Annotated in this window: 22 protein-coding genes; 17 read left to right on the top strand and 5 right to left on the bottom strand. The window is 72.6% G+C overall.

Annotation, left to right across the window (positions count from 1 at the left end; genetic code table 11):
* Nucleotides 1-182: 182 nt before the first annotated feature.
* The gene (locus ACFWIS_RS00585) at nucleotides 183-2,105 is read left to right on the top strand and encodes an AMP-dependent synthetase/ligase (RefSeq protein WP_380455490.1); all 1,923 of its coding nucleotides are present in this window, start codon (nucleotides 183-185) and stop codon (nucleotides 2,103-2,105) included.
* A 56-nt stretch (nucleotides 2,106-2,161) separates the two neighbouring features.
* Nucleotides 2,162-3,391 carry a radical SAM family heme chaperone HemW gene (hemW, locus tag ACFWIS_RS00590; RefSeq protein ID WP_380455488.1) on the top strand — a complete coding sequence of 410 codons (1,230 nt, stop codon included), beginning with the start codon at nucleotides 2,162-2,164 and terminating at the stop codon, nucleotides 3,389-3,391.
* Between the two features lie 114 nt (nucleotides 3,392-3,505).
* On the opposite strand, the gene ACFWIS_RS00595 is transcribed toward hemW, so the two are convergent.
* From ACFWIS_RS00595 to htpX, 3 genes are read right to left on the bottom strand one after another with little or no spacing between them, the layout of a single operon-like run.
* Nucleotides 3,506-4,339 (bottom strand): DUF3097 domain-containing protein, encoded by an 834-nt coding sequence (locus tag ACFWIS_RS00595; RefSeq protein ID WP_380455486.1) that lies wholly within the window; start codon nucleotides 4,337-4,339, stop codon nucleotides 3,506-3,508.
* Between the two features lie 24 nt (nucleotides 4,340-4,363).
* Entirely contained in the window at nucleotides 4,364-4,948 is a 585-nt protein-coding gene (locus tag ACFWIS_RS00600) for a hypothetical protein (RefSeq protein ID WP_380455484.1), read from the bottom strand.
* A 26-nt stretch (nucleotides 4,949-4,974) separates the two neighbouring features.
* Complete coding sequence (htpX, locus tag ACFWIS_RS00605) at nucleotides 4,975-5,895, bottom strand: zinc metalloprotease HtpX (RefSeq protein WP_380455482.1); 921 nt, start codon at nucleotides 5,893-5,895, stop codon at nucleotides 4,975-4,977.
* A 266-nt stretch (nucleotides 5,896-6,161) separates the two neighbouring features.
* Between htpX and hrcA the strand changes: the two genes are divergently transcribed.
* The 15 genes from hrcA to era all read left to right on the top strand — a co-directional run bounded on the left by hrcA (nucleotide 6,162) and on the right by era (nucleotide 20,341).
* A complete protein-coding gene (hrcA, locus tag ACFWIS_RS00610) occupies nucleotides 6,162-7,196 on the top strand; it encodes a heat-inducible transcriptional repressor HrcA (protein ID WP_380455480.1) in 1,035 nt (344 codons plus the stop codon).
* Between the two features lie 75 nt (nucleotides 7,197-7,271).
* On the top strand, nucleotides 7,272-8,411 hold the full coding sequence (gene dnaJ, locus ACFWIS_RS00615; RefSeq protein ID WP_380455478.1) for a molecular chaperone DnaJ: 1,140 nt from the start codon (nucleotides 7,272-7,274) through the stop codon (nucleotides 8,409-8,411).
* Between the two features lie 78 nt (nucleotides 8,412-8,489).
* A complete protein-coding gene (locus ACFWIS_RS00620) occupies nucleotides 8,490-9,239 on the top strand; it encodes a 16S rRNA (uracil(1498)-N(3))-methyltransferase (RefSeq protein ID WP_380455477.1) in 750 nt (249 codons plus the stop codon).
* An 82-nt stretch (nucleotides 9,240-9,321) separates the two neighbouring features.
* Nucleotides 9,322-12,558 carry a S41 family peptidase gene (locus ACFWIS_RS00625; RefSeq protein ID WP_380455476.1) on the top strand — a complete coding sequence of 1,079 codons (3,237 nt, stop codon included), beginning with the start codon at nucleotides 9,322-9,324 and terminating at the stop codon, nucleotides 12,556-12,558.
* A gap of 117 nt (nucleotides 12,559-12,675) precedes the next feature.
* Nucleotides 12,676-13,365: an RDD family protein gene (locus ACFWIS_RS00630; protein ID WP_380455475.1), complete on the top strand. Its 690-nt coding sequence runs from the start codon at nucleotides 12,676-12,678 to the stop codon at nucleotides 13,363-13,365.
* Between the two features lie 55 nt (nucleotides 13,366-13,420).
* Complete coding sequence (locus ACFWIS_RS00635) at nucleotides 13,421-13,774, top strand: histidine triad nucleotide-binding protein (protein ID WP_380455474.1); 354 nt, start codon at nucleotides 13,421-13,423, stop codon at nucleotides 13,772-13,774.
* Nucleotides 13,775-13,780: 6 nt separating this feature from the next.
* Nucleotides 13,781-14,704: a ribonuclease Z gene (locus ACFWIS_RS00640; RefSeq protein WP_380455473.1), complete on the top strand. Its 924-nt coding sequence runs from the start codon at nucleotides 13,781-13,783 to the stop codon at nucleotides 14,702-14,704.
* A 280-nt stretch (nucleotides 14,705-14,984) separates the two neighbouring features.
* A complete protein-coding gene (locus ACFWIS_RS00645; protein ID WP_380455512.1) occupies nucleotides 14,985-16,010 on the top strand; it encodes a PhoH family protein in 1,026 nt (341 codons plus the stop codon).
* A 14-nt stretch (nucleotides 16,011-16,024) separates the two neighbouring features.
* Nucleotides 16,025-16,519 carry an rRNA maturation RNase YbeY gene (gene ybeY, locus ACFWIS_RS00650; protein WP_380455471.1) on the top strand — a complete coding sequence of 165 codons (495 nt, stop codon included), beginning with the start codon at nucleotides 16,025-16,027 and terminating at the stop codon, nucleotides 16,517-16,519.
* Between the two features lie 19 nt (nucleotides 16,520-16,538).
* A complete protein-coding gene (locus tag ACFWIS_RS00655) occupies nucleotides 16,539-17,864 on the top strand; it encodes a hemolysin family protein (RefSeq protein ID WP_380455469.1) in 1,326 nt (441 codons plus the stop codon).
* A gap of 33 nt (nucleotides 17,865-17,897) precedes the next feature.
* The gene (locus ACFWIS_RS00660) at nucleotides 17,898-18,134 is read left to right on the top strand and encodes a hypothetical protein (RefSeq protein ID WP_380455467.1); all 237 of its coding nucleotides are present in this window, start codon (nucleotides 17,898-17,900) and stop codon (nucleotides 18,132-18,134) included.
* A 38-nt stretch (nucleotides 18,135-18,172) separates the two neighbouring features.
* Entirely contained in the window at nucleotides 18,173-18,724 is a 552-nt protein-coding gene (locus ACFWIS_RS00665; protein WP_380455465.1) for a DUF4383 domain-containing protein, read from the top strand.
* Between the two features lie 37 nt (nucleotides 18,725-18,761).
* Nucleotides 18,762-19,115, top strand: a complete 354-nt coding sequence (locus ACFWIS_RS00670; protein WP_380455463.1) for a cytidine deaminase — start codon at nucleotides 18,762-18,764, stop codon at nucleotides 19,113-19,115.
* Nucleotides 19,116-19,169: 54 nt separating this feature from the next.
* Nucleotides 19,170-19,352, top strand: a complete 183-nt coding sequence (locus tag ACFWIS_RS00675; RefSeq protein ID WP_380455462.1) for a hypothetical protein — start codon at nucleotides 19,170-19,172, stop codon at nucleotides 19,350-19,352.
* A gap of 59 nt (nucleotides 19,353-19,411) precedes the next feature.
* The gene (era, locus tag ACFWIS_RS00680; RefSeq protein WP_049651090.1) at nucleotides 19,412-20,341 is read left to right on the top strand and encodes a GTPase Era; all 930 of its coding nucleotides are present in this window, start codon (nucleotides 19,412-19,414) and stop codon (nucleotides 20,339-20,341) included.
* Between the two features lie 30 nt (nucleotides 20,342-20,371).
* Here era and ACFWIS_RS00685 read toward each other — a convergent pair whose 3' ends face one another.
* Both ACFWIS_RS00685 and ACFWIS_RS00690 read right to left on the bottom strand, forming a co-directional pair.
* Complete coding sequence (locus ACFWIS_RS00685; protein WP_188304439.1) at nucleotides 20,372-20,638, bottom strand: protealysin inhibitor emfourin; 267 nt, start codon at nucleotides 20,636-20,638, stop codon at nucleotides 20,372-20,374.
* 152 nt (nucleotides 20,639-20,790) lie between these two features.
* On the bottom strand, nucleotides 20,791-21,813 hold the full coding sequence (locus ACFWIS_RS00690; RefSeq protein WP_380455460.1) for a M4 family metallopeptidase: 1,023 nt from the start codon (nucleotides 21,811-21,813) through the stop codon (nucleotides 20,791-20,793).
* Nucleotides 21,814-22,064: the final 251 nt, after the last annotated feature.

The following is a 22,064-nucleotide window of genomic DNA, read 5'->3' on the forward strand; positions in this document are numbered from 1 at the left end:
CGGCGCCGCGGGGGCGTGCCAGCTGGATCCGCCCCCTTACGGAATGACCGGTTTCCCCCTAGGCTGCTGACTACGCCCTTGTTACTGACCGGTACCAACCGAGTTGACCGGGGCCCCGGCGGCCGCCCCCCACGGACGCCGCGACAATCCCTCAGACGGCCACCCGCCCCCGGAGGTCCTCGTTGAGTTCCGCGCAGTCCCTGATCGACTCCGGCAGTGCCGACATCGTCGCCGGGCGTCCCGCCTCCGTCGCCCACCTGTTCCTGGAGCGGGTCGCCCTGACCCCGAACACCGAGGCCTACCGCTACCCGGCCTCGGTCGACGAGCACGCCGCGGACGGCGCCCCGGGCGCCGAGCAGTGGCGCTCGCTGACCTGGGCGCAGACCGCGGTCCGGGTCAAGGCGGTGGCCGCCGGCCTGATGGCGCTCGGCATCCAGCCCGAGGACCGGGTCGCGCTGGCCTCCTCCACCCGGGTCGAGTGGATCCTCACCGACCTCGGCGCGATGTGCGCGGGCGCCGCGATCACCACCGTCTACCCGAGCACCAACGGCGACGAGACGGCCTTCATCCTCTCCGACTCCGGCTCCCGGGCCCTGTTCGCCGAGAACGCCGCCCAGCTGGCCAAGGCCGTCGAGCACATCGACCAGCTGCCCGAGCTGCGCACCGTGATCCTCTTCGACGCCCCCGCCGAGGCGCCCGAGACGGCCGGGCTGGAGCTGATCACCCTCGCCGAGCTGGAACGGCGCGGCACCGAGTACCTGGAGCAGCACCCGGACGCGGTCGAGAAGGCGGTGGCCGCGCTCGACAAGGAGCAGCTGGCCACCCTCATCTACACCTCCGGCACCACCGGCCGTCCCAAGGGCGTGCGCCTGGTGCACGACTGCTGGGCGTACGAGGGCCGGGCCCAGGAGGCCAGCGGCCTGCTCGGCCCCGACGACGTCCAGTTCATGTGGCTGCCGCTGTCGCACGTCTTCGGCAAGACGCTGATCTCCGGCCAGATCGCCACCGGCCACGTGATGGCGGTGGACGGCCGGGTCGACCGGATCATCCACAACCTGCCGGCCATCCGGCCGACCACGATGGCCTCGGCGCCGCGCATCTTCGAGAAGGTCTACAACGGCATCGCCGGCCGGGCCCGGGCCGAGGGCGGCGCCAAGTACAAGATCTTCCTGTGGGCCGCCAAGGTCGCCCGCGAGCACGCCCGGACGGTCCAGGAGAGCCGGATCGCCACCGGCGTCGAGAGCGCCCCGCTGGGCCTGCGGCTGCAGCACGCCCTGGCCGACAAGCTGGTGTACGCGAAGATCCGGGCGGCCTTCGGCGGCCGGCTGCGCGGCGCGGTCTCCGGCAGCGCCGCGCTCGCCCCCGAGATCGGCTACTTCTTCCTCGGCGCCGGGGTGCCGATCCTGGAGGGCTACGGGCTGAGCGAGACCAGTGCCGGCTCCTGCGTCAACCGCAAGGAGGACGTGCGGATCGGCACGGTCGGCCGCCCGCTGCCCGGCACCGAGGTGCGGATCGCCGAGGACGGCGAGATCCTGCTGCGCGGCCCCGGCGTCATGCGCGGCTACCACAACCTGCCGGAGAAGACCGCCGAGGTGCTGGAGCCGGACGGCTGGTTCCACACCGAGGACATCGGCGAGCTCAGCCCCGACGGCTTCCTGCGGATCACCGACCGCAAGAAGGACCTGTTCAAGACCTCCGGCGGCAAGTACGTGGCGCCCAGCGAGGTCGAGGGCAAGTTCAAGGCGGTCTGCCCGTTCGTCAGCAACATCCTGGTGATCGGCAACGGCCGCAACTACTGCACCGCGCTGATCGGCCTGGACGAGGCGGTGCTGATGCCGTGGGCCGCCGAGCGCGGCCTGGCCGGCAAGAGCTACGCCGAGCTGGCCGCCGACCCGGCCGTGCACCAGCTGATCGAGGGCTTCGTCAAGCGGGTCAACGCCGACCTTCAGCGCTGGCAGACGATCAAGAAGTTCCACCTGCTGCCGCGCGACCTCGACATCGAGCACGGCGAGCTCACCCCGAGCCTGAAGATCAAGCGCCCGGTGGTCGAGCGGACCTACGCGGACGCGGTGACCGCCATGTACGCGGGCGCCAACGAGGCCTGAGCCCCCGCTCCCGTACGGCTCACGTGGTCGGGTGAGTCGTACGGGACAATGGGGTCATGCCCTCCGCACTCCCCGACGGCGATCCGGTGCCGTCCGACGGTTCCCTGCCCGCGCACGCCCTCACCGGGCTGGGCGACCGGCCGTTCGGCTTCTACCTGCACGTGCCGTACTGCGCCAGCCGCTGCGGCTACTGCGACTTCAACACCTACACCGCCACCGAGCTGCGCTCCTCCGGGGCGGTCGCCTCGCAGGAGACCTACGCGGACAACGTGGTCGCCGAGATCCGGCTGGCCCGCCGCATCCTGGGCTCCGCGGACCTCCCGGTGCGGACGGTGTTCCTCGGCGGCGGCACCCCCACCCTGCTGCCGGCCCGCGACCTGGTGAAGATGCTCGCCGCCCTGCGCGAGGAGTTCGGGCTCGCCCCGGACGCCGAGGTCACCACCGAGGCCAACCCGGAGTCCGTCGACCCGGCCTACCTCACCGAACTGCGCGAGGGCGGCTACAACCGGATCTCCTTCGGCATGCAGAGCGCCCGCCCGCACGTCCTCCGGCTGCTCGACCGCCACCACACCCCCGGCCGCCCCGAGGCCTGCGTGGCCGAGGCCCGCGAAGCCGGCTTCGAGCACGTCAACCTCGACCTGATCTACGGCACCCCCGGCGAGTCCGACGACGACTGGCGGGCCTCCCTGGACGCCGCGATCGGTGCCGGGCCGGACCACGTCTCCGCCTACTCGCTGATCGTCGAGGACGGTACCAAGCTGGCCGCCCGGGTCAAGCGCGGCGAACTGCCGATGATCGACGACGACGTGCACGCCGACCGCTACCTGATCGCCGAGCAGGCGCTCAGCGCGGCCGGCTACTCCTGGTACGAGGTCTCCAACTGGGCCACCACCCCCGAGGGCCGCTGCCGCCACAACGAGCTCTACTGGACCGGCGCCGACTGGTGGGGCGCCGGCCCCGGCGCCCACAGCCACGTCGGCGGCGTCCGCTGGTGGAACGCCAAGCACCCCGCCGCCTACGCCCAGGCCCTCGCCCAGGACCGCACCCCGGCCCTGGGCCGCGAGGTCCTGACCGAGGAGGACCGCCGGGTCGAGCGCATCCTGCTGGAACTGCGCCTCGCCGAGGGCATCCCGCTGGACCTCCTCACCGCCACCGGCCTGAAGGCCGCCGACCGACACCTCGCCGACGGCCTCCTCGCCGAGGAGCCCTACCGGCAGGGCCGCGCCGCCCTCACCCTCCAGGGGAGGCTGCTGGCGGACGCGGTCGTGCGGGACCTGGTGGACTGATAGTCGTTAACGTGATGTCAGCCGTCGGAGGGAGTGCGCAATGACCGCCATCGATGACCGGGTGACAGGGATCTTCGAGAACCTGGAGGTCCCTGAAGGCTCGGAGTTCCAGACCTATCCCTGATCCGGTAGGGCGGTGAAGTCGATCAACTCCTCGACCTTCGCCAGGAGTTCGGGCTCCAGGTCCTTGTAGGAGTTCACCTTCGAGAGGATCCGCTTCCAGGCGGCCGGGGTGTCCACCGGCCAGCCGAGGCGGCGGCAGGTGCCCTCCTTCCAGTCCTCGCCGCGCGGGACGGCGGGCCAGACGGGGATACCGACGCTGGACGGCTTCACGGCCTGCCAGATGTCGATGTAGGGGTGTCCGACGACCAGCACGTTCGCGCCGGTGACCTGGGCGGCGATGCGGTGTTCCTTGGTGCCCGGGAGCAGGTGGTCGACCAGGACACCGAGGCGGCGGCCGGGGCCGGGGGCGAAGTCGGCGACGATCGCGGGGAGGTCGTCGATGCCCTGGAGGTACTCGACGACGACACCCTCGATGCGCAGGTCGTCGCCCCAGACCCGCTCCACCAGTTCGGCGTCGTGCCGGCCCTCGACGTAGATCCGGGACTCGCGGGCGACCCGGGCCCGGGCGCCGGGGACGGCGAGGGAGCCGGAGGCGGTGCGGGCGGGGGTGCGGGGGGCGGCCGGGGCGCTCGGGCGGACCAGGGTGACCACCCGGCCCTCCAGCAGGAAGCCGCGCGGCACCATCGGGAAGACCCGGTGCTTGCCGAAGCGGTCCTCCAGGGTGACGGTGAACCCCTCGGCGGTCTTCTCGCAGCGCACCACCGCCCCGCAGTAGCCGGTGGCCGCCTCCTCGACCACCAGGTCCCGCTCGGCGGCCACCTCGGGCGCCGGCTGCTGCTTCTTCCACGGCGGGGTGAGGTCGGGTCCGTACTGGTGGCTGCGCATACCGCCGAGTCTACGGACGGTCCGTCAGAGGCCCGGTGCGCCCCAGACCGGGAACCAGCGGCTGAGGTCCTTCTCCAGCCGCAGGTCGTTCCCCAGCATCGCGTTGACCTGGAGCTCCAGCGGGCTGTTGCGCCGCTCGCCGCCGCCGGGCATCGGGGCGAAGGGGTAGAAGGTGCCGCGCTTGTAGAGGTAGACCAGGGCCAGCGACTGTCCCTCCGCGTTGCGGAAGCCGACCAGCGAGCAGAGCAGCTGCGGCCCGAAGCCGTTCGCCTCCAGCTCACTGTTGACCGCGTGCAGGTCGTTCACCAGTTCCGGCAGCTCCTCGGAGGTGTGCCGGGTGAGCAGCCAGGAGTATCCGTAGCCGTCCTTGGAGGCCTCCACCGGGACGCCGCCGCGCTCGGTGTCGGCGTCCAGCAGGGCCCGGACCTGCTGCTCCACCTGGACGAAGGCCGCGCCCTCGACGGCCGCGAAGCAGACCGAGCCGAGCCCGGTGGGGAGGAACCCGGCCCCGGCTTCCAGGGTCAGCGCGGCGGACGGAACGCCGAACAGCTGGTCCAGGTCGGGCTTGACGGGCTTGGTGCGGCCGAACAGGGCGTCCAGGAATCCCACGGCGGTCCTTCCGGGTCGGAACGGGGTCAGCGGCCGAGCTGCTCGGAGATCTTCGCCAGCTGGCCCAGTCGCTTCTCCAGTGTCGGGTGGGTGGAGAACAGCTGGGAGGCGGTCTCCCTGGCGCTCAGCGCGGGGGCGAAGTAGAAGGCGTTGTAGGGCTGCGACTTGCGCAGGTCCTCGGTCGGGATGGCCGCGATCTGCCCGGTGACCTTGGTGAGGGCCGAGGCCAGGGCGCTGGGCCGGCCGGTGAGCTGGGCGGCGGCCCGGTCGGCGGCCAGTTCGCGGTAGCGGGACAGCAGCCGGGTGAGCAGGAAGCTGATCGCGTAGACGACGATCGACACCAGCGGGATGATCAGCGCCGCGATGGCCGCGTTCTGGTCGTTGCTGTTGCGGTTGCCGCCCATGAACCCGCCGTACATGGCGATCCGGGTCATCGCGCCGGCGAGCACGCCGAGGAAGCCGGCGATGGTCATCACCGCGACGTCCCGGTGGGCGACGTGCGAGAGCTCGTGGGCGAGCACGCCCTCCAGCTCCTCGGGTTCGAGCCGGCGCAGCAGGCCGGTGGTGACGCACACCACGGCGTTCTGCGGGTTGCGGCCGGTGGCGAAGGCGTTCGGCATGTCGTTGTCGGCGACCGCCACGCGGGGCTTGGGCATGTCGGCCAGGGCGCAGAGCCGGTCGATGGTGCCGTGCAGCTGGGGGTACTGCTCCTCGGTCACCTGGTGGGCGCCCATGGCCCGCTCGGTGATCTTGTCGCTGAACCAGAACTGGGCCACGAACAGCCCGCCGGAGATCAGCACGATCAGCGGCCAGGCCCCGCGCAGCAGCGCGATCAGCAGGCCCGTGAAACCGACGTACAGCAGCCCGATCACGAACATCGTCGCGACCATGCGGCCGGTCAGGCCGCGGTCGGGCGCGAAACGGGTGTGCTGGCCCGAGCTCGACATTGCTTGCTCCTCCGTTCGCCGTCGCTTTCGATGCTGCCACCCGGACGGCCCCGGGGCACCACCCGCGCACGCGGAGTGTCGTGCGGCCGTCCGGAACTGCGGGCAGGATCACCCCGGCCGGGCCGTTCCTGCGGTAGGACCCGGGCCGTACACTGGCAGGTACGGTTTTGGCACTCGGGTGTGCAGAGTGCCAGGGTCGGGGCCCTCCTCGGAGCGGCTCGCAGCATCACAGACCGACAACGTGCGAAGACGGAGGTGCGTGCCCCATGGCCGGTGAGGTCCGCCAGCTGGACGACCGCAAGCTCGCCGTGTTGCGCGCGATCGTCCAGGACTACGTCGGGACGGAGGAGCCGGTCGGCTCCAAGGCCCTGGTGGAACGGCACAACCTCGGGGTGTCCCCGGCCACGGTCCGCAACGACATGGCGGCGCTGGAGGAGGAGGGGTACATCCACCAGCCGCACACCAGCGCCGGGCGGATCCCCACCGACAAGGGCTACCGGCTGTTCGTCGACAAGCTCGCCGAGATCAAGCCGATGAGCTCCCCGGAGCGCCGGGCGATCCGGCACTTCCTGGACGGCGCCGTCGACCTGGACGACGTGGTCACCCGCACGGTGCGGCTGCTCGCGCAGCTGACCCGGCAGGTCGCGGTGGTGCAGTACCCCTCGCTCACCCGCTCCACCGTCCGGCACATCGAACTGGTGGCGCTGGCCCCGGCCAAGGTGATGCTGGTGCTGATCACCAACACCGGCCGGGTCGAGCAGCGGATGGTCGACTGCCCGGGCACGGTCGGCGAGACGGTCCTGGCCGATCTGCGCGCGCGGATCAACGCGCGGGCGGCCGGCCAGCGGCTGCCGGACGTCCCGGGGCTGCTGGAGGAACTCCCGGCGGCCTTCGAACAGGTCGACCGGCCGACCGTCAGCACCGTCCTGGCAACGCTGTTCGAAGCGCTCGCCGAACAGAACGAGGAGCGGATCATGCTGGCCGGCACGGCCAACCTGACCCGCTTCGGACACGACTTCCCGCTCACCATCCAGCCGGTGCTGGAGGCACTGGAGGAGCAGGTCGTCCTGCTCCGCCTCCTGGGTGAGACCAACGACGCCGCGATGACGGTCCGGATCGGGCGGGAGAACGCGTACGAAGGGCTGAATTCCACCTCGGTCGTCTCGGTCGGCTACGGTTCGGGCGACGAGAGCGTGGCCAAACTCGGTGTGATCGGTCCGACCCGGATGGACTACCCGGGCACAATGGGGGCGGTGCGAGCGGTGGCACGGTACGTGGGTCAGATCCTGGCCGAGTCGTAGCAAGCAGCCGCCGTCGGAAAACCCGGCGGCGGTGTCCCAGTCGCACTTCTACAGGCGGAACAAGCGGAGCATTTGGTGGCCACGGACTACTACGCGGTACTCGGCGTCCGACGGGATGCGGGGCAGGACGAGATCAAGAAGGCGTTCCGGCGCCTCGCACGCGAACTGCACCCGGACGTCAACCCGGACCCGAAGACGCAGGAGCGGTTCAAGGAGATCAACGCCGCCTACGAGGTGCTCTCCGACCCGCAGAAGCGCCAGGTCTACGACCTCGGCGGCGACCCGCTGTCGCCCGGCGGCGGTGGCGCGGGCGGTTTCGGCGCCGGCGCGGCGGGCTTCGGCTTCTCCGACATCATGGACGCCTTCTTCGGCGCCGCGGCCGGCCAGCGCGGCCCGCGCTCGCGCACCCGCCGCGGCCAGGACGCCATGATCCGGCTGGAGATCACCCTGGAGGAGGCCGCCTTCGGCACCACCAAGGAACTCCAGGTCGACACCGCCGTCACCTGCACCACCTGCAGCGGCGAGGGCGCGGCCCCCGGCACCTCCGCGCAGACCTGCGACATGTGCCGCGGCAAGGGCGAGGTCTCCCAGGTGACCCGTTCCTTCCTGGGCCAGGTCATGACCTCCCGCCCGTGCCCGCAGTGCCAGGGCTTCGGCACCGTCGTGCCGACCCCGTGCCCCGAGTGCGCCGGCGACGGCCGGGTGCGGGCCCGCCGCACCCTGACGGTCAAGATCCCGGCCGGTGTGGACAACGGCACCCGGATCCAGCTGGCCGGCGAGGGCGAGGTCGGCCCCGGCGGCGGCCCGGCCGGCGACCTGTACGTCGAGATCGCCGAGACCACCCACGCGGTCTTCCAGCGGCGCGGGGACGACCTGCACTGCACCGTCACCATCCCGATGACGGCCGCCGCGCTCGGCACCCAGGTGCCGCTGCAGACCCTGGACGGGCTGGAGGAGGTCGACATCCGGCCCGGCACCCAGTCCGGCCAGTCGATCCCGCTGCACGGGCGGGGCATCACCCACCTGCGCGGCGGCGGCCGGGGCGACCTGATAGTGCACGTCGAGGTGCAGACGCCCGGCAAGCTCGACGCCGAGCAGGAGGAGCTGCTGCGCCGGCTCGCCGTGCTGCGCGGCGAGGAGCGGCCGTCCGGCCAGTTCGCGCCGGGCCAGCAGGGCCTGTTCTCGCGCCTGAAGGACGCCTTCAACGGCCGGTAGTCGTCAGCGGAGGGGTGCCGGGGGCTGGTCCCCGGCACCCCTTCCGCGTGTTCCGTTCCAACCCCGGAGGTTCCCGTCATGACCGCGCCCGTCTTCGTCGTCGAGACCGAGCGGATCGCCGCCGCCGTGCCCGGAGCCGTGGTGCGGCTCGACGGCGCGGAGGGGCGGCACGCGGCGGCGGTGAAGCGGCTGGCGGCCGGCGAGGCGGTGACCCTGGCGGACGGGCTGGGGCTCGGCGTGGACGGCACGGTCGCCCAGGTGCTCGGCAAGGACGCGATCGAGGTCACGGTGGCCGCGGTGCGGCGGGAGCCGGAGCCGGCGCCGCGGATCGTCGTCGTCCAGGCGCTGCCCAAGGGCGACCGCGGCGAACTGGCCGTGGAGACCATGACCGAGGTCGGCGTGGACGTGGTGGTCCCCTGGGCCGCCTCTCGCTGCATCACCCAGTGGAAGGGCGAGCGCGGCGCCAAGGCGCTCGCCAAGTGGCGGGCCACCGCCCGGGAGGCGGGCAAGCAGTCCCGCCGGCTGCGCTTCCCCGAGGTGCGCGAGGCGATGACCACCCGGCAGCTCGCGCCGCTGCTGGCCGGGGCCGCCCTGGCCGCCGTGCTGCACGAGGAGGGCGCCGAGCCGCTGGCGCAGGCCGCGCTGCCGGCCGGCGGGGACATCGTGCTGGTGGTCGGCCCGGAGGGCGGGGTCTCCCCGGAGGAGCTGGCCGCCTTCGCCGAGGCGGGGGCCAAGCCGTACCGGCTGGGCCCGTCGGTGCTGCGCACCTCGACCGCCGGGGTGGCCGCCGGGGCGCTGCTGCTGGGGCGCACCGGCCGCTGGGCCTGACCCCACCCGCAACTCCCGTGCGCCCGGCGGGAGTCTGCGGAAAACGGAGCGGCCCGTACCCGCGTCTGCCTACGCTGACCGGGTGACGGACTCCCTGAGCACCTCCGCCGGCGCCTATCTGCGCCACCCCCATCTGCACGGTGACCTGGCCGCCTTCGTCGCCGAGGACGACCTGTGGCTCGCCCCGCTGGACGGCGGCCGGGCCTGGCGGCTGACGGCCGATCACCTGCCGGTGCACCATCCGCGGTTCTCCCCGGACGGGCGGCACATCGCCTTCACCTCCACCCGGGACGGCGCCCCCGAGGTGCACGTGGTGCCGGTGGACGGAGGGCCGTCCCGGCGGCTGACGTACTGGGGCGACGCCGAGACCAGGGTGCAGGGCTGGACGGCCGACGGGCGCCCGATCGCCACCACCGGCGCGGGCGAGCCCGGGGTGCGGCGCTGCTGGGCGCACGCGGTGCCGCTGGACGGCGGCGAGCCGGCCCGGCTGCCCTACGGGCCGGTCGGCGGGCTGGCCTTCGAGCCGGACGGCGACCAGGTGCTGCTGGTGACCGTCAACAACCGCGAGCCGGCCTGGTGGAAGCGCTACCGGGGCGGCCGGGCGGGCAAGTTGTGGATCGGGCAGGACCGATTCGCCCGGATCCACGAGGAGCTGGACGGGCAGCTCGACTCCCCGCTGTGGGTGGGCGGGCGGATCGCCTTCCTGTCCGACCACGAGGGCGTCGGCGAGCTGTGGTCCAGCCGCCCGGACGGCTCGGACCTGCGCCGCCACAGCACCGACCCGGACGGCTTCTACGCCCGCAACGCCACCACCGACGGCACCCGGGTGGTCTTCCACCGGGCCGGCGACCTCTGGCTGCTGGACGACCTGGACACCGCCGTTCCGCGCCGCCTGGACGTCCGGCCGGCCGGGTCGCGGGCCGGCCGCCGCCCCCACCCGGTGCCCGCCGCGTACTGGCTGGACTCCGTCGCCCCGGACCGCACCGGCCGGGCCAGCGCCGTGGTGGTGCGCGGCAGCGTGCACTGGCTGACCCACCGGGAGGGCCCGGCCCGGGTGCTGGACGAGACCCCGGGGGTGCGGGCCCGGCTGGTCCGGGTGGTGCCGGGCGAGGACGGCGCCCAGGGCGTGCTCTGGGTGTCCGACGCCGAGGGCGAGGACGCCCTGGAGTACGCCCCCGCCGTCCACGACCCCGAGCGGCGTCGGCTGGCCGCCGGGCGGCTGGGCCGGGTCAACTCGCTGGTGGTCTCCCCGGACGGCAAGCAGGCCGCGCTGGGCGTGCACGACGGCCGGGTGCTGCTGGTCGGGCTGGCCGACGGCGCCGTGCACGAGCTGGACCGCAGCACCGACGGCGAGGTCAGCGGGCTGGCGTTCAGCCCGGACTCGGCCTGGCTGGCGTGGTCCCGCCCGGTGCACCGGATGGGCCCGTACTCGCTGCGCCAGATCGTGCTGGCGAACCTGGCCACCCGCACCGTCAGCGAGGTCACCTCGCAGCGCTTCCTGGACACCTCGCCGGCCTTCACCGCGGACGGCCGCTACCTGGCCTTCCTGTCGGTGCGCAGCTTCGACCCGGTGTACGACGCGCACGCCTTCGGCCTGTCCTTCCCGAACGGCTGCCGCCCCTACCTGGTGACGCTCGCCGCCGAGACGCCGTCCCCGTTCGGCCCGCAGCGGGCCGGGCGCCCGCTCGGCGGGGAGGAGGACGAGCCGAAGGCCCGGAAGGCGGACGGCGAGGAGGCGGCGGAGGGGGCCGCGCCGGCCACCAGGGTGGACCTGGACGGCATCGCCGACCGGATCGTCCCCTTCCCGGTCGAGGGCGGCCGGTTCCACGCGCTGCGCGCCGCCAAGGACGGGGTGCTGTGGACCAGGGCGCCGCTGCTCGGCGAACTCGGCGACGAGGCGGCCTCCCTGGACGACGAGCGGCCCCGGCCGGTGCTGGAGCGCTTCGACCTGGGGAAGCGCCGGGTGGAGCAACTGGTTCACGGGCTCGACGGGTTCGTGGTCAGCGGGGACGGCGCCCGGGTGGCCGTGCTGGACGAGGGCGCCCTGCGGATCGTCCCGTCCGACCGCAAGGCCTCCGGCGAGGACGACGAGACCGCCGTCGACCTCGCCCGGCTGCGGGTGACCGTCGACCCGGCCGCCGAGTGGCGGCAGATGTACGCCGAGAACGGCCGGCTGATGCGGGACAACTTCTGGCGCCCCGACCTCGGCGGCCTCGACTGGGCGGGGATCCTGGACCGCTACCGGCCGCTGGTCGAGCGGGTCGGCTCGCACGACGAACTGGTCGACCTGCTCTGGGAGGTGCACGGCGAACTCGGCACCTCGCACGCCTACGTCGTCCCGTACGGGCGTTACACCGAGCCGGCCCGGCGCCAGGGCCTGCTCGGCGCCGACCTGGTCCGGGACGGCGAGCAGTGGCGGATCGGCCGGATCCTGCCCGGCGAGTCCTCCGACCCCCGGGCCCGCTCGCCGCTGGCCGCGCCCGGCGCCGCGATCCGCCCGGGGGACGCCCTGCTCGCCGTCAACGGCCGCCCGGTGGACCCGGTCACCGGCCCGGCCCCGCTGCTGGCCGGCACCGCCGGGCAGCCGGTCGAGCTGACCGTGGCCGGCAAGGACGGCACCGACCGGCGCCACCCCGTGGTCGTCCCGCTCGCCGACGAGACGGCGCTGCGCTACCACGACTGGGTGGCCGGTCGACGGGCCGAGGTGCGGGAGCTGTCCGGCGGGCGGCTCGGCTACCTGCACATCCCCGACATGCAGACGGCCGGCTGGGCCCAGCTGCACCGCGACCTGAGCACCGAGATGGCCAAGGAGGGCCTGATCGTGGACGTCCGGGAGAACCGTGGCGGCCACACCTCGCAGCTGGTGATAGAGAAGCTGGCCCGGCGGATCATCGGCTGGTACGCGATCCGGGACACCGACAGCCGGGTGCCCTACCCGATGGACGCCCCGCGCGGGCCGGTGGTCGCGCTCGCCAACGAGCTGTCCGGCTCGGACGGCGACATCGTCAACGCCGCCATCCAGGCGCTCGGGATCGGCCCGGTGGTCGGCACCCGCACCTGGGGCGGGGTGATCGGCATCGACAGCAGGTACCAGCTGGTCGACGGCACCCTGGTCACCCAGCCCAAGTACGCGATGTGGCTGGAGAACTACGGCTGGGGCCTGGAGAACAGGGGCGTCGACCCGGACGTCGAGGTGCCGTTCGCCCCGCACCACTGGGCGGCCGGCGAGGACCCCCAGCTGGCCGAGGGCGTGCGGATCGCGCTCGACGGCCTGGCCGCCACCCCGGCCCGCACCGCGCCTCCGCTGCCCTGGGCGTAGCCGGGGGCGGCGGCGGGAGGCGGGGGCCGGCCTCCCGCCGCCGCGGGCGTGGGTAGGATGCGGGGCTGTTCTTGATCGCGATCGCGATCCGATCGACAGCTCACGGGGGAGCACACCATGGCTCAGGGATATCCGCCGCCGCAGTACCCGCAGCAGGGGTACGGGCCGAACCCGTACGGGCAGGGGCCGTACGGGCAGCAGCCGCAGCCGCAGGGGTACCAGCAGCCGTACCAGCAGCAGCCCTACCAGCAGCCGTACCAACAGCCGTACCAGCAGCAGCCGTACCAGCAGGAGCCGTACCAGCAGCCGTACGCGCGGCCCGCGCTGCCGCCGTGCCCCAGGGAGGCGGGTGGCGGGCGGCGGTTCCTGGCGATCGTGCTCGACTTCGTCCTCGCCCTGACCGTCGGCTTCGCCGCCGCCGTCGCCGACGACAAGACCGCGGAACACGCCAAGCCCGTCGCGCACGCGGCCGGCCACGCCGCCGTCCAGAGCCCGGTGGTGCCGTTCTGGGTGGCGTTCCTGGGTGTCAGCCTGCTGACCTCGTTCCTCAACCAGGTGGTGCTCGCCCGGCTGACCGGATTCAGCGTGGGCAAGGGGATCCTGGCCCTGCGGGTGGTGCGCCGCAAGCGGGTGATGCGACCCAACACCTGGCGGCTGACCCGGCGCTGGCTGGTCGGCTTCGTCTTCCTGGCGGTGGTGATCATCTCCGAGGACTTCGACATCTCCGAGGGGGACGTCGTCGGCATGCGCTCGGTGCGCTGGAAGCACCTGCGGGAGTACCAGCAGGCCGTCGCGGGGCTCGGCTAGGCTGCGCCCGTACGGTCCCACGTCAGCGAAGACCCAGTGACCCGAGGAGAATCCGATGGCCGGCGAGCCGCAGTCCGACTGTGTGTTCTGCAAGATCGTGGCGGGCGAGATCCCGGCGACCGTGGTGCGCAAGACCGAACGCGTGCTCGCCTTCCGTGACATCGCGCCCAAGGCCCCCGTGCACGTCCTGGTCATCCCGCACGTCCACTACCCGAACGCCGCGGCGCTGGCCGCCGCCGAGCCGGGGATCGCCGCCGAACTGATCGCCGAGGCGGGAGCGGTGGCGCGGGACGAGGGCGTCGAGGACTACCGGCTGATCTTCAACACCGGTGCGGGCGCCGGGCAGACCGTCTTCCACGCCCACGTGCACGTGCTCGGCGGGAAGCTGATGTCCGAGAGCATGGTCTGATCCCAGGTGTCGCAGCGCGAACTCGTCGTCCTCGGCACCGCCAGCCAGGTGCCCACCCGGCACCGCAACCACAACGGCTACCTGCTCCGCTGGGACGGCGAGGGCCTGCTGTTCGACCCCGGTGAGGGCACCCAGCGGCAGATGCTGCGGGCCGGGGTCTCGGCGACCCAGATCAACCGGATCGCCGTGACCCACTTCCACGGCGACCACTCGCTGGGACTCGCCGGGGTGATCCAGCGGATCAACCTTGACCGGGTCCCGCACCCGGTGGACGTCTACTTCCCGGCCTCCGGCGAGGTCTACTTCGAGCGGCTGCGCTACGCCACCGCCTACCACGAGACCGCGGTGCTGCGCCCCCGGCCGATCGACGAGTCCGGCCCGCTGCCCGCGCCCGGCGCCCGGTTCGCGCTGGACGCCGTCCGGCTGGACCACCCGGTGGAGTCCTTCGGCTACCGGCTGTCCGAGCCGGACGGCCGCCGCCTGGTGCCCGAGCGGCTCGCCGCCGCCGGCGTGCACGGCCCGGCCGTGGGCCGGCTCCAGCACGAGGGCGCGGTCGAGGTGGACGGCCGTACCGTCACCCTGGACGAGGTCAGCGAGCCCCGGCCGGGCCAGCGGTTCGCCTTCGTGATGGACACCCGGCTCTGCGAAGGGGTGCACCAACTCGCCGAGGACGCCGACCTGTTGGTGGTCGAGGCGACCTTCACCGACGCCGACGCCCAGCTCGCCGAGGACCACGGCCACCTCACCGCCGGACAGGCCGCCAAGGTCGCCGCCGAGGCCGGCGCGCGCACCCTGGTGCTGACCCACTTCTCCCAGCGCTACCCGGACCTCGGCCAGCACCTGGCCGACGCCCGCAAGCACTTCGACGGGGAGCTGGTGCTCGCCGAGGACCTCGCCCGGGTGCCCGTCCCCGCCCGCCGCCACCGGTGAACGGTGCGAGGCCTCCTCGGGAAAAGGGCTCGCGCCGCCCCGCGATCTGCCGCAGCATCGTCGGGTGCGGCCCCGCCGCCCGCCGCGGCGATCACGCTCGCGGCGTACCCTGGTGCCCCGGAGACACCGAGCGGCACACGACACCACGGATGGGATGAGGCAGGCCCAGCGCCGACCCATGAGTGACACATCGCAGACCCGTACCGACGGACAGTCGCGCCCCGAACCGGCGGACGACGCCCGTGTGAGCGCCCGGATCGTCATCCCCGAGAAGCACCCGATGGTCACCCTGCTCGGCACCGCGGACTCGCTGCTGCGCGTGATCGAGCGGGGCTTCCCCGCCGCCGACATCCACGTCCGCGGCAACGAGGTGACCGCCACCGGGGAGCGTGCCGAGGTCGCCCTCGTGCAGAAGCTCTTCAACGAGATGATGCTGGTGCTGCGCACCGGCCAGCCCCTGACGGAGGACTCCGTGGAGCGCTCCATCGCCATGCTCCGCGAGGAGGGCCCGGACAGCCCGGCGCCGTCCCAGGTGTTCACCGCGAACATCCTGTCCAACCGGGGCCGCACGATCCGCCCCAAGACGCTCAACCAGCAGCGCTACGTCGACGCGATCGACAAGCACACGATCGTCTTCGGCCTCGGCCCGGCCGGCACCGGCAAGACCTACCTGGCGATGGCGAAGGCCGTCCAGGCCCTCCAGGCCAAGGAGGTCAACCGGATCATCCTGACCCGCCCGGCGGTCGAGGCGGGGGAGCGGCTGGGCTTCCTGCCCGGCACCCTCTACGAGAAGATCGACCCGTACCTGCGCCCGCTGTACGACGCGCTGCACGACATGATGGACCCGGACTCCATCCCGCGCCTGATGGCGGCCGGCACCATCGAGGTCGCCCCGCTCGCGTACATGCGCGGCCGCACCCTCAACGACGCCTTCATCATTCTGGACGAGGCCCAGAACACCTCGCCCGAGCAGATGAAGATGTTCCTCACCCGCCTCGGGTTCAACTCCCGGGTGGTGGTCACCGGCGACACCAGCCAGATCGACCTCCCGGGCGGCACCCGCAGCGGCCTCAAGGTCGTCCAGGAGATCCTGGCCGGCGTTCCGGACATCCACTTCTCCGTCCTCACCAGCACCGACGTGGTCCGCCACAAGCTGGTCGGCCGGATCGTGGACGCCTACGAGCGCTGGGACGCGCGGCAGGAGGCCGAGGAGAACACCCCGGCCCCCCGCAAGCCCGCCCAGCGGCGCCCCGGCAAGACCGCCGCGGCGCGCGCACCCCGACAGTCCCATCGCACCGAAAGCTGAGCACACAGCCCGTCATGTCGATCGACATCGCCAACGAGTCCGGTTGGGACGCCGATGAGGAAGCCATCCTCGACGTCGCCCGCTTCGCCCTGGACAAGATGCGGATCCACCCGCAGTCCGAACTGTCCGTGATCCTGGTGGACGGTGCGGCGATGGAGGAGCTGCACATCCAGTGGATGGACCTGCCCGGACCGACCGACGTGATGTCGTTCCCGATGGACGAGCTGCGTCCCGGCAAGGAGGGCGAGGAGCTGCCGCAGGGCCTGCTCGGCGACATCGTGCTCTGCCCCGAGGTCGCCGAGCAGCAGGGCAAGGCGGCCCCCTCCAAGCACTCGATGGACGAGGAGCTCCAGCTGCTCACCGTCCACGGGGTGCTGCACGTCCTCGGCTACGACCACGAGGAGCCGGAGGAGGAGGAGGAGATGTTCGCCCTCCAGAAGCGCATCCTGGACGACTGGCGGGCGGGCCGCGGCCTCGCCGGCATCTCCCCGGCCCCCACCACCCACTGAGCGCGGAGCCCGAACCCCTGTGAGTGGTGAGAGTACGAGCTTCATCCTCGGCGCCGTGGCGCTGGTCGTGCTCGGCTGGCTGGCCGCGTGCGCCGAGGCGGGCGTCTCCCGGGTCTCCCGGTTCCGGGCGGAGGAGGCCGTGCGCAACGGGCGGCGCGGCTCCGCGCGGCTGCTGGCCGTCGCCTCCGACCCGTTCCGCTACCTCAACCTGGCGACCCTGATCCGGGTCGCCAGCGAGATGGCGGCCGCGGTGCTGGTCACCGCGGTGTGCGTGCGCAACATCCACCCGACCTGGCAGGCCGTGCTGCTGGCCTTCGGGGTGATGGTGCTGGTGTCCTTCGTCGCGGTGGGCGTCTCGCCGCGCACGATCGGGCGCCAGCACCCGATCTCCACCGCGACCGCGGCCTCCTTCGTGCTGCTGCCGCTGGCCGCGGTGCTCGGCCCGATCCCGCGGCTGCTGATCCTGCTCGGCAACGCGCTGACCCCGGGCAAGGGCTACCGGGAGGGGCCGTTCGCCTCCGAGGCGGAGCTGCGCGCGCTGGTCGACCTGGCCGAGAAGGACGACCTGATCGAGGACGAGGAGCGCCGGATGGTGCACTCGGTCTTCGAACTGGGCGACACCATCGTGCGCGAGGTGATGGTGCCGCGCACCGACCTGGTGATGATCGAGCGGCACAAGACCGTCCGGCAGGCGCTCACTCTGGCGCTGCGCTCGGGGTTCTCGCGGATCCCGGTGGTCGGCGACAACGAGGACGACGTGGTCGGCATCGTCTACCTCAAGGACCTGGTGCGCCGCACCCACATCAACCGCGAGGCGGAGGCCGAGGAGGTCGGCGCGGTGATGCGCCCGGCCGTGTTCGTCCCGGACTCCAAGCCGGCCGGGGACCTGCTGCGCGAGATGCAGCAGCGCCGCTCGCACGTCGCGATCGTGATCGACGAGTACGGCGGCACGGCCGGACTGGTCACCATCGAGGACGTGCTGGAGGAGATCGTCGGCGAGATCACCGACGAGTACGACCGGGAGATCGCGCCGATCGAGGACCTCGGTGACGGCTCGTACCGGATCACCGCCCGCCTCCTGGTGGAGGACCTGGGCGAGCTGTTCGGCATCGAGTTGGAGGACGAGGACGTCGAGACCGTCGGCGGGCTGCTGGCCAAGCACCTCGGCCGGGTACCGATCCCCGGCTCGGCCTGCGAGATCCCGCTGCCCGAGCCGGCCGCGGACGGCCTGACCGGCATCCTGCTGACCGCCGAGTCCTCGGCCGGGCGCCGCAACCGGATCGGCTCGATGGTCGCCTCGCCGGTGCGCCGGGCGGGGGAGACGGCGCAGGCCGCGGGCGAGTAGCGGGTGAGCGGTCGCCGCGCGACCATGGAGGGCATGACGCACAAACTTCGCGCGGAGTACGGCCCGCAGGGGGCGGCCGGCGGAGTCAAGTCCTGGCACGTGGTGCGGGACGAGGACCCGTCGGTCGCGCTCTGCGGCCGGACCATGCCCGACGACGCCGAGACGCGGCCCGAACAGGACTGGGGCACCGGGCTGCGTTGCTGCCAGCAGTGCGGCTCGCTCTACATGCACGAGACGCCGCACCTGCAGGGGAGCCACCCGTACAGCTAGACGTGCCCTTCGGTCATGGCCGAGCTCTGGAGGTCGCCATGAAGCTGCAAGACGAACTGCCGACCGTCGATCGCCGGCTCGCCCTGGTGTGGCGGGCCGGGGCGGGGATCGGGGGGATCTTCCTGATCGTGTTCGGGATCCTGGGGCTGACCGACCACCCCGGCTTCCTGGCCACCCACGGTGACCGGATCGCCGGGCTGTCGACCAACGGGGCGCTGAGCATCCTGTCCATCGTGGCGGGCGCGGTCCTGGTGGCCGGGGCGGTGATCGGCGGGAACTTCGCGTCCAACCTCAACATGGTGGTCGGGGTGCTGTTCGTCCTGTCCGGCTTCTACGGGCTGACGGTGCTCGGCCGGCCGGACGCGAACATCCTCAACTTCCGGATGTCGAACGTGCTGTTCGCGTTCGTCTTCGGGATCGTCGTGACCACCTTCGGGATGTACGGCCGGGTCAGCAGCCATCTGCCGCACGACAACCCGTTCTGGCGGGAGCGGACTTCGCACGAGGAGCCGCTGCCGTCCGGCGCCGCGAAGACCTTCGTCAAGGTCCTCAACCCGAACCCGGGGCGCACCCACCCGGTCGGCCACTGAGCTGTGGCGCGGGTGGGGGCCGCCTATGCTCGGCGGCATGAGTGACATCGTCGAGCTCGACCCAGAAGACAAGAAGATCATCACCCTGGCCCGCTCGGCCCGCGCCCGCAACGGCGTGGCCGAGGGGGCCGCGGTGCGTGACGAGACCGGCCGCACCTATGTCGCCGGGACGGTCGCGCTGGAGTCGCTGCGGCTGAGCGCGCTGCAGGTGGCGGTGGCGATGGCGGCGGCCAGCGGTGCGAAGTCGCTGGAGGCGGCGGCCGTGGTGAGCGAGGCGGAGCAGCCGGCCGAGGCCGATCTGGCGGCCGTGCGGGACCTCGGCGGTGCCGGGACGCCGGTGCTGCTGGCCGGCCCGGACGGGGCGCTGCGGGTGTCCGCCCAGGCCCGCTGAGAGGCACCGGCGGGCCTTGCCCCCATGCATTCAGCCGATAATCTCACCGGGGGAGTGGACTCGGTGAGGGGCTGGGGCATGGGGGCGTTGGCGTTCGTCGCCGGGCTGGTGCTGTTCGTGATGGGGATGGGCAAGTGGCAGGAGACCGGCACGGTCTACTGGCTCTGGGGTGCACTCGCCTTCCTGCTGCTTCTGGTGGTGTTCTCACTGGTCGGACGGGGCGGCGGCAAGGGCTGACCGCGGGGGTCGGCCGACCCCGGACGGCGGGGCTCCGGTGATCAGGGAGAATGGAGCCCATGAATGCCCCTTCCTCCTCGTACCGCTCCGGGTTCGCGTGCTTCGTCGGCCGTCCCAACGCGGGCAAGTCGACCCTGACCAACGCCCTGGTGGGGACGAAGGTCGCGATCACCTCCGACCGCCCGCAGACCACCCGGCACACCGTGCGCGGCATCGTGCACCGCCCGGACGCCCAGCTCGTGCTGGTCGACACCCCCGGCCTGCACAAGCCGCGCACCCTGCTCGGCGAGCGCCTCAACGACCTGGTCCGCACCACCTGGGCCGAGGTCGACGTGATCGGTTTCTGCCTGCCCGCCGACCAGAAGATCGGCCCCGGCGACAAGTTCATCGCCAAGGAGATCGCCGGGATCAAGAAGACCCCCAAGGTCGCCATCGTCACCAAGACCGACCTGGTCGACTCCAAGCGGCTGGCCGAGCAGCTCATCGCCATCCACCAGCTCGGGATCGAGCTGGGCTTCGAGTGGGCCGAGATCATCCCGGTCTCCGCGGTGGGCGACAAGCAGGTGGAGCTGGTCGCCGACCTGCTCACCAAGCTGCTGCCGGAGGGTGACCAGCTCTACCCGGCGGGCGACCTCACCGACGAGCCCGAGCAGATCATGGTCGCCGAACTGATCCGTGAGGCCGCCCTGGAGGGCGTGCGGGACGAACTGCCGCACTCGCTGGCCGTCGTGGTCGAGGAGATGCTGCCGCGCGAGGGCCGGCCGGCCGACCGCCCGCTGCTGGACATCCACGCCAACGTCTACATCGAGCGGCAGAGCCAGAAGGCGATCGTGATCGGCGCGAAGGGCGCGCGGCTCAAGCACGTCGGCACCACCGCCCGCAAGCACATCGAGGCGCTGCTGGGCACGCCGGTCTACCTGGACCTGCACGTCAAGGTGGCCAAGGACTGGCAGCGCGACCCCAAGCAGCTGCGCAAGCTCGGTTTCTGACCCGGGAGTCCGAGCGGGCTGCGCGGGGGGTCACGCCCCCTCGCGCAGCACCAGGGACAGCAGCTCGCGCTGGGAGTCGGTGAGTTTGGGGTCGGCGCAGTACACCGTCCGTCCGTCGACGGTGATCTCGTAGTGGAAGCCGTCCGGCACCCCGTACGAGGGGGCGCGCAGCCCGCCCGCGACGGCTTCGCGGGCGAGCGCGTGGACGTGCGGGGCGTCCGTGCGGTCGACGGTGTCGAGTTCCGCGTGGCGGACGATTCCGGCGAGGCCGCCGGTCCGGGTCACCTGGATACGCATGGTGTCCATGGTGCTACGCAGGGAAGGCTTTTGCGGCACTTTTCCCTGACCGTGACCTTGGGCCCTGTCCGGCCGGTCCCGATCCGCTCTCGACCGGCGGCGAACCCGCGGCCCCGGTTCGTCCCCGGTGGGCCCGCCGGGCCGCCGCCCCGTCAGCCGGGGCTGACGCCGACCTGCGCCCAGGAGGCCGTCACGGTGTCCGCGACCGAGGCCTGGTCGGGGTAACGGGCCTTGGCGGCGGCCACGGTGGCGCGCGCGAAGGCGGTGAAGTCGGCGTCGGCGGGCAGGCCGCCGCCGGTCAGGGTGTCGTACCAGATCCGCCCGGCGCGCTCCCAGGACCGGCCGCCGAGGGCGGTGGCCAGCAGGTAGAACGCGTGGTTGGGGATGCCGGAGTTGATGTGCACCCCGCCGTTGTCCTCGGTGGTGTCCACGTAGTCCCGCATGTGCGCGGGCTGCGGGTCCTTGCCGAGCTGGGGGTCGTCGTACGCGGTGCCGGGGGCCTTCATCGAGCGCAGCGCGACTCCCTGGACGCCGGGGGCGAGCAGTCCGGCGCCGATCAACCAGTCGGCGCCCGCGGCGTCCTGGTGCAGCGCGTGCTGCTTGACCAGCGATCCGAAGACGTCGGAGACCGACTCGTTGAGCGCGCCGGGCTGGTCCTGGTAGTCCAGGCCGGCGGTGAACTGGGTGACGCCGTGGGTGAGTTCGTGGCCGATGACGTCGATGCAGGCGGTGAAGTCGCCGAAGATCCGCCCGTCGCCGTCGCCGAAGACCATCTGGGAGCCGTTCCAGAAGGCGTTGTCGTAGTTGCGGCCGTAGTGGACGCTGGCGTCCAGCCGCAGCCCCCGGCCGTCGATCGAGTCGCGCCCGAAGGCCTCGGAGTAGAGGGCGAAGGTGGCGCCGAGGCCGTCGTAGGCGTGGTTGACGGAGGCGTCGGTGACCGGGGACTGGCCCTCGGTGCGGACGGTGCGTCCGGGCAGGCGCTGGCCGTGCCCGGCGTCGGCGATCACCCGGCTGAGGCCGGGGTCGGCGGCGGCCGGCGGGGGAGCGGCGAGGCGGGCCGCGCGGTGCGCGGCGTCGAGGGCGAGGGAGTGGACGGCGGGCTGGTGACCGGCCTCGGCGAGGCGGTCCAGGACGTACGGCGGGACGATCGCGCAGATCGGTACTGCTGCAGTCATGTGGCCCAGAGTGAGGCTTCGATGACCGGTTGTCACCACCTCGGGCCGAACTGGCCGACGTCTCAAGGAGTGGAACGGAAGCCCGGATCACTTCGGGGGCGCGCGGGCCTGGGTTACGCTGGGCCACATCATGCGCAACGGGCTGCTTCTTCTTAGCTGCCGCGTCGAGGGCCTGTAGTCCACTGGGGCCGGCTCCCTCGCCGCGGGGAACGAGCTGTGCGCGGAATCGGCGATCCAACGGTGTATCGCGC

Origin of the sequence: Kitasatospora sp. NPDC127060 (genome assembly GCF_042724935.1) — a bacterium.
Lineage (GTDB): Bacteria > Actinomycetota > Actinomycetes > Streptomycetales > Streptomycetaceae > Kitasatospora.

Excerpts from the sequence above, each read along its gene's own strand:
- hemW (WP_380455488.1), top strand. The coding sequence starts at position 2,162 with ATGCCCTCCGCACTCCCCGACGGCGATCCGGTGCCGTCCGACGGTTCC.
- ACFWIS_RS00595 (WP_380455486.1), bottom strand. The coding sequence starts at position 4,339 with ATGCGCAGCCACCAGTACGGACCCGACCTCACCCCGCCGTGGAAGAAG.
- htpX (WP_380455482.1), bottom strand. The coding sequence starts at position 5,895 with ATGTCGAGCTCGGGCCAGCACACCCGTTTCGCGCCCGACCGCGGCCTG.
- hrcA (WP_380455480.1), top strand. The coding sequence starts at position 6,162 with ATGGCCGGTGAGGTCCGCCAGCTGGACGACCGCAAGCTCGCCGTGTTG.
- ACFWIS_RS00620 (WP_380455477.1), top strand. The coding sequence starts at position 8,490 with ATGACCGCGCCCGTCTTCGTCGTCGAGACCGAGCGGATCGCCGCCGCC.
- ACFWIS_RS00630 (WP_380455475.1), top strand. The coding sequence starts at position 12,676 with ATGGCTCAGGGATATCCGCCGCCGCAGTACCCGCAGCAGGGGTACGGG.
- ACFWIS_RS00635 (WP_380455474.1), top strand. The coding sequence starts at position 13,421 with ATGGCCGGCGAGCCGCAGTCCGACTGTGTGTTCTGCAAGATCGTGGCG.
- ACFWIS_RS00645 (WP_380455512.1), top strand. The coding sequence starts at position 14,985 with ATGGTCACCCTGCTCGGCACCGCGGACTCGCTGCTGCGCGTGATCGAG.
- ybeY (WP_380455471.1), top strand. The coding sequence starts at position 16,025 with ATGTCGATCGACATCGCCAACGAGTCCGGTTGGGACGCCGATGAGGAA.
- ACFWIS_RS00660 (WP_380455467.1), top strand. The coding sequence starts at position 17,898 with ATGACGCACAAACTTCGCGCGGAGTACGGCCCGCAGGGGGCGGCCGGC.
- ACFWIS_RS00665 (WP_380455465.1), top strand. The coding sequence starts at position 18,173 with ATGAAGCTGCAAGACGAACTGCCGACCGTCGATCGCCGGCTCGCCCTG.
- ACFWIS_RS00670 (WP_380455463.1), top strand. The coding sequence starts at position 18,762 with ATGAGTGACATCGTCGAGCTCGACCCAGAAGACAAGAAGATCATCACC.
- era (WP_049651090.1), top strand. The coding sequence starts at position 19,412 with ATGAATGCCCCTTCCTCCTCGTACCGCTCCGGGTTCGCGTGCTTCGTC.
- ACFWIS_RS00685 (WP_188304439.1), bottom strand. The coding sequence starts at position 20,638 with ATGCGTATCCAGGTGACCCGGACCGGCGGCCTCGCCGGAATCGTCCGC.
- ACFWIS_RS00690 (WP_380455460.1), bottom strand. The coding sequence starts at position 21,813 with ATGACTGCAGCAGTACCGATCTGCGCGATCGTCCCGCCGTACGTCCTG.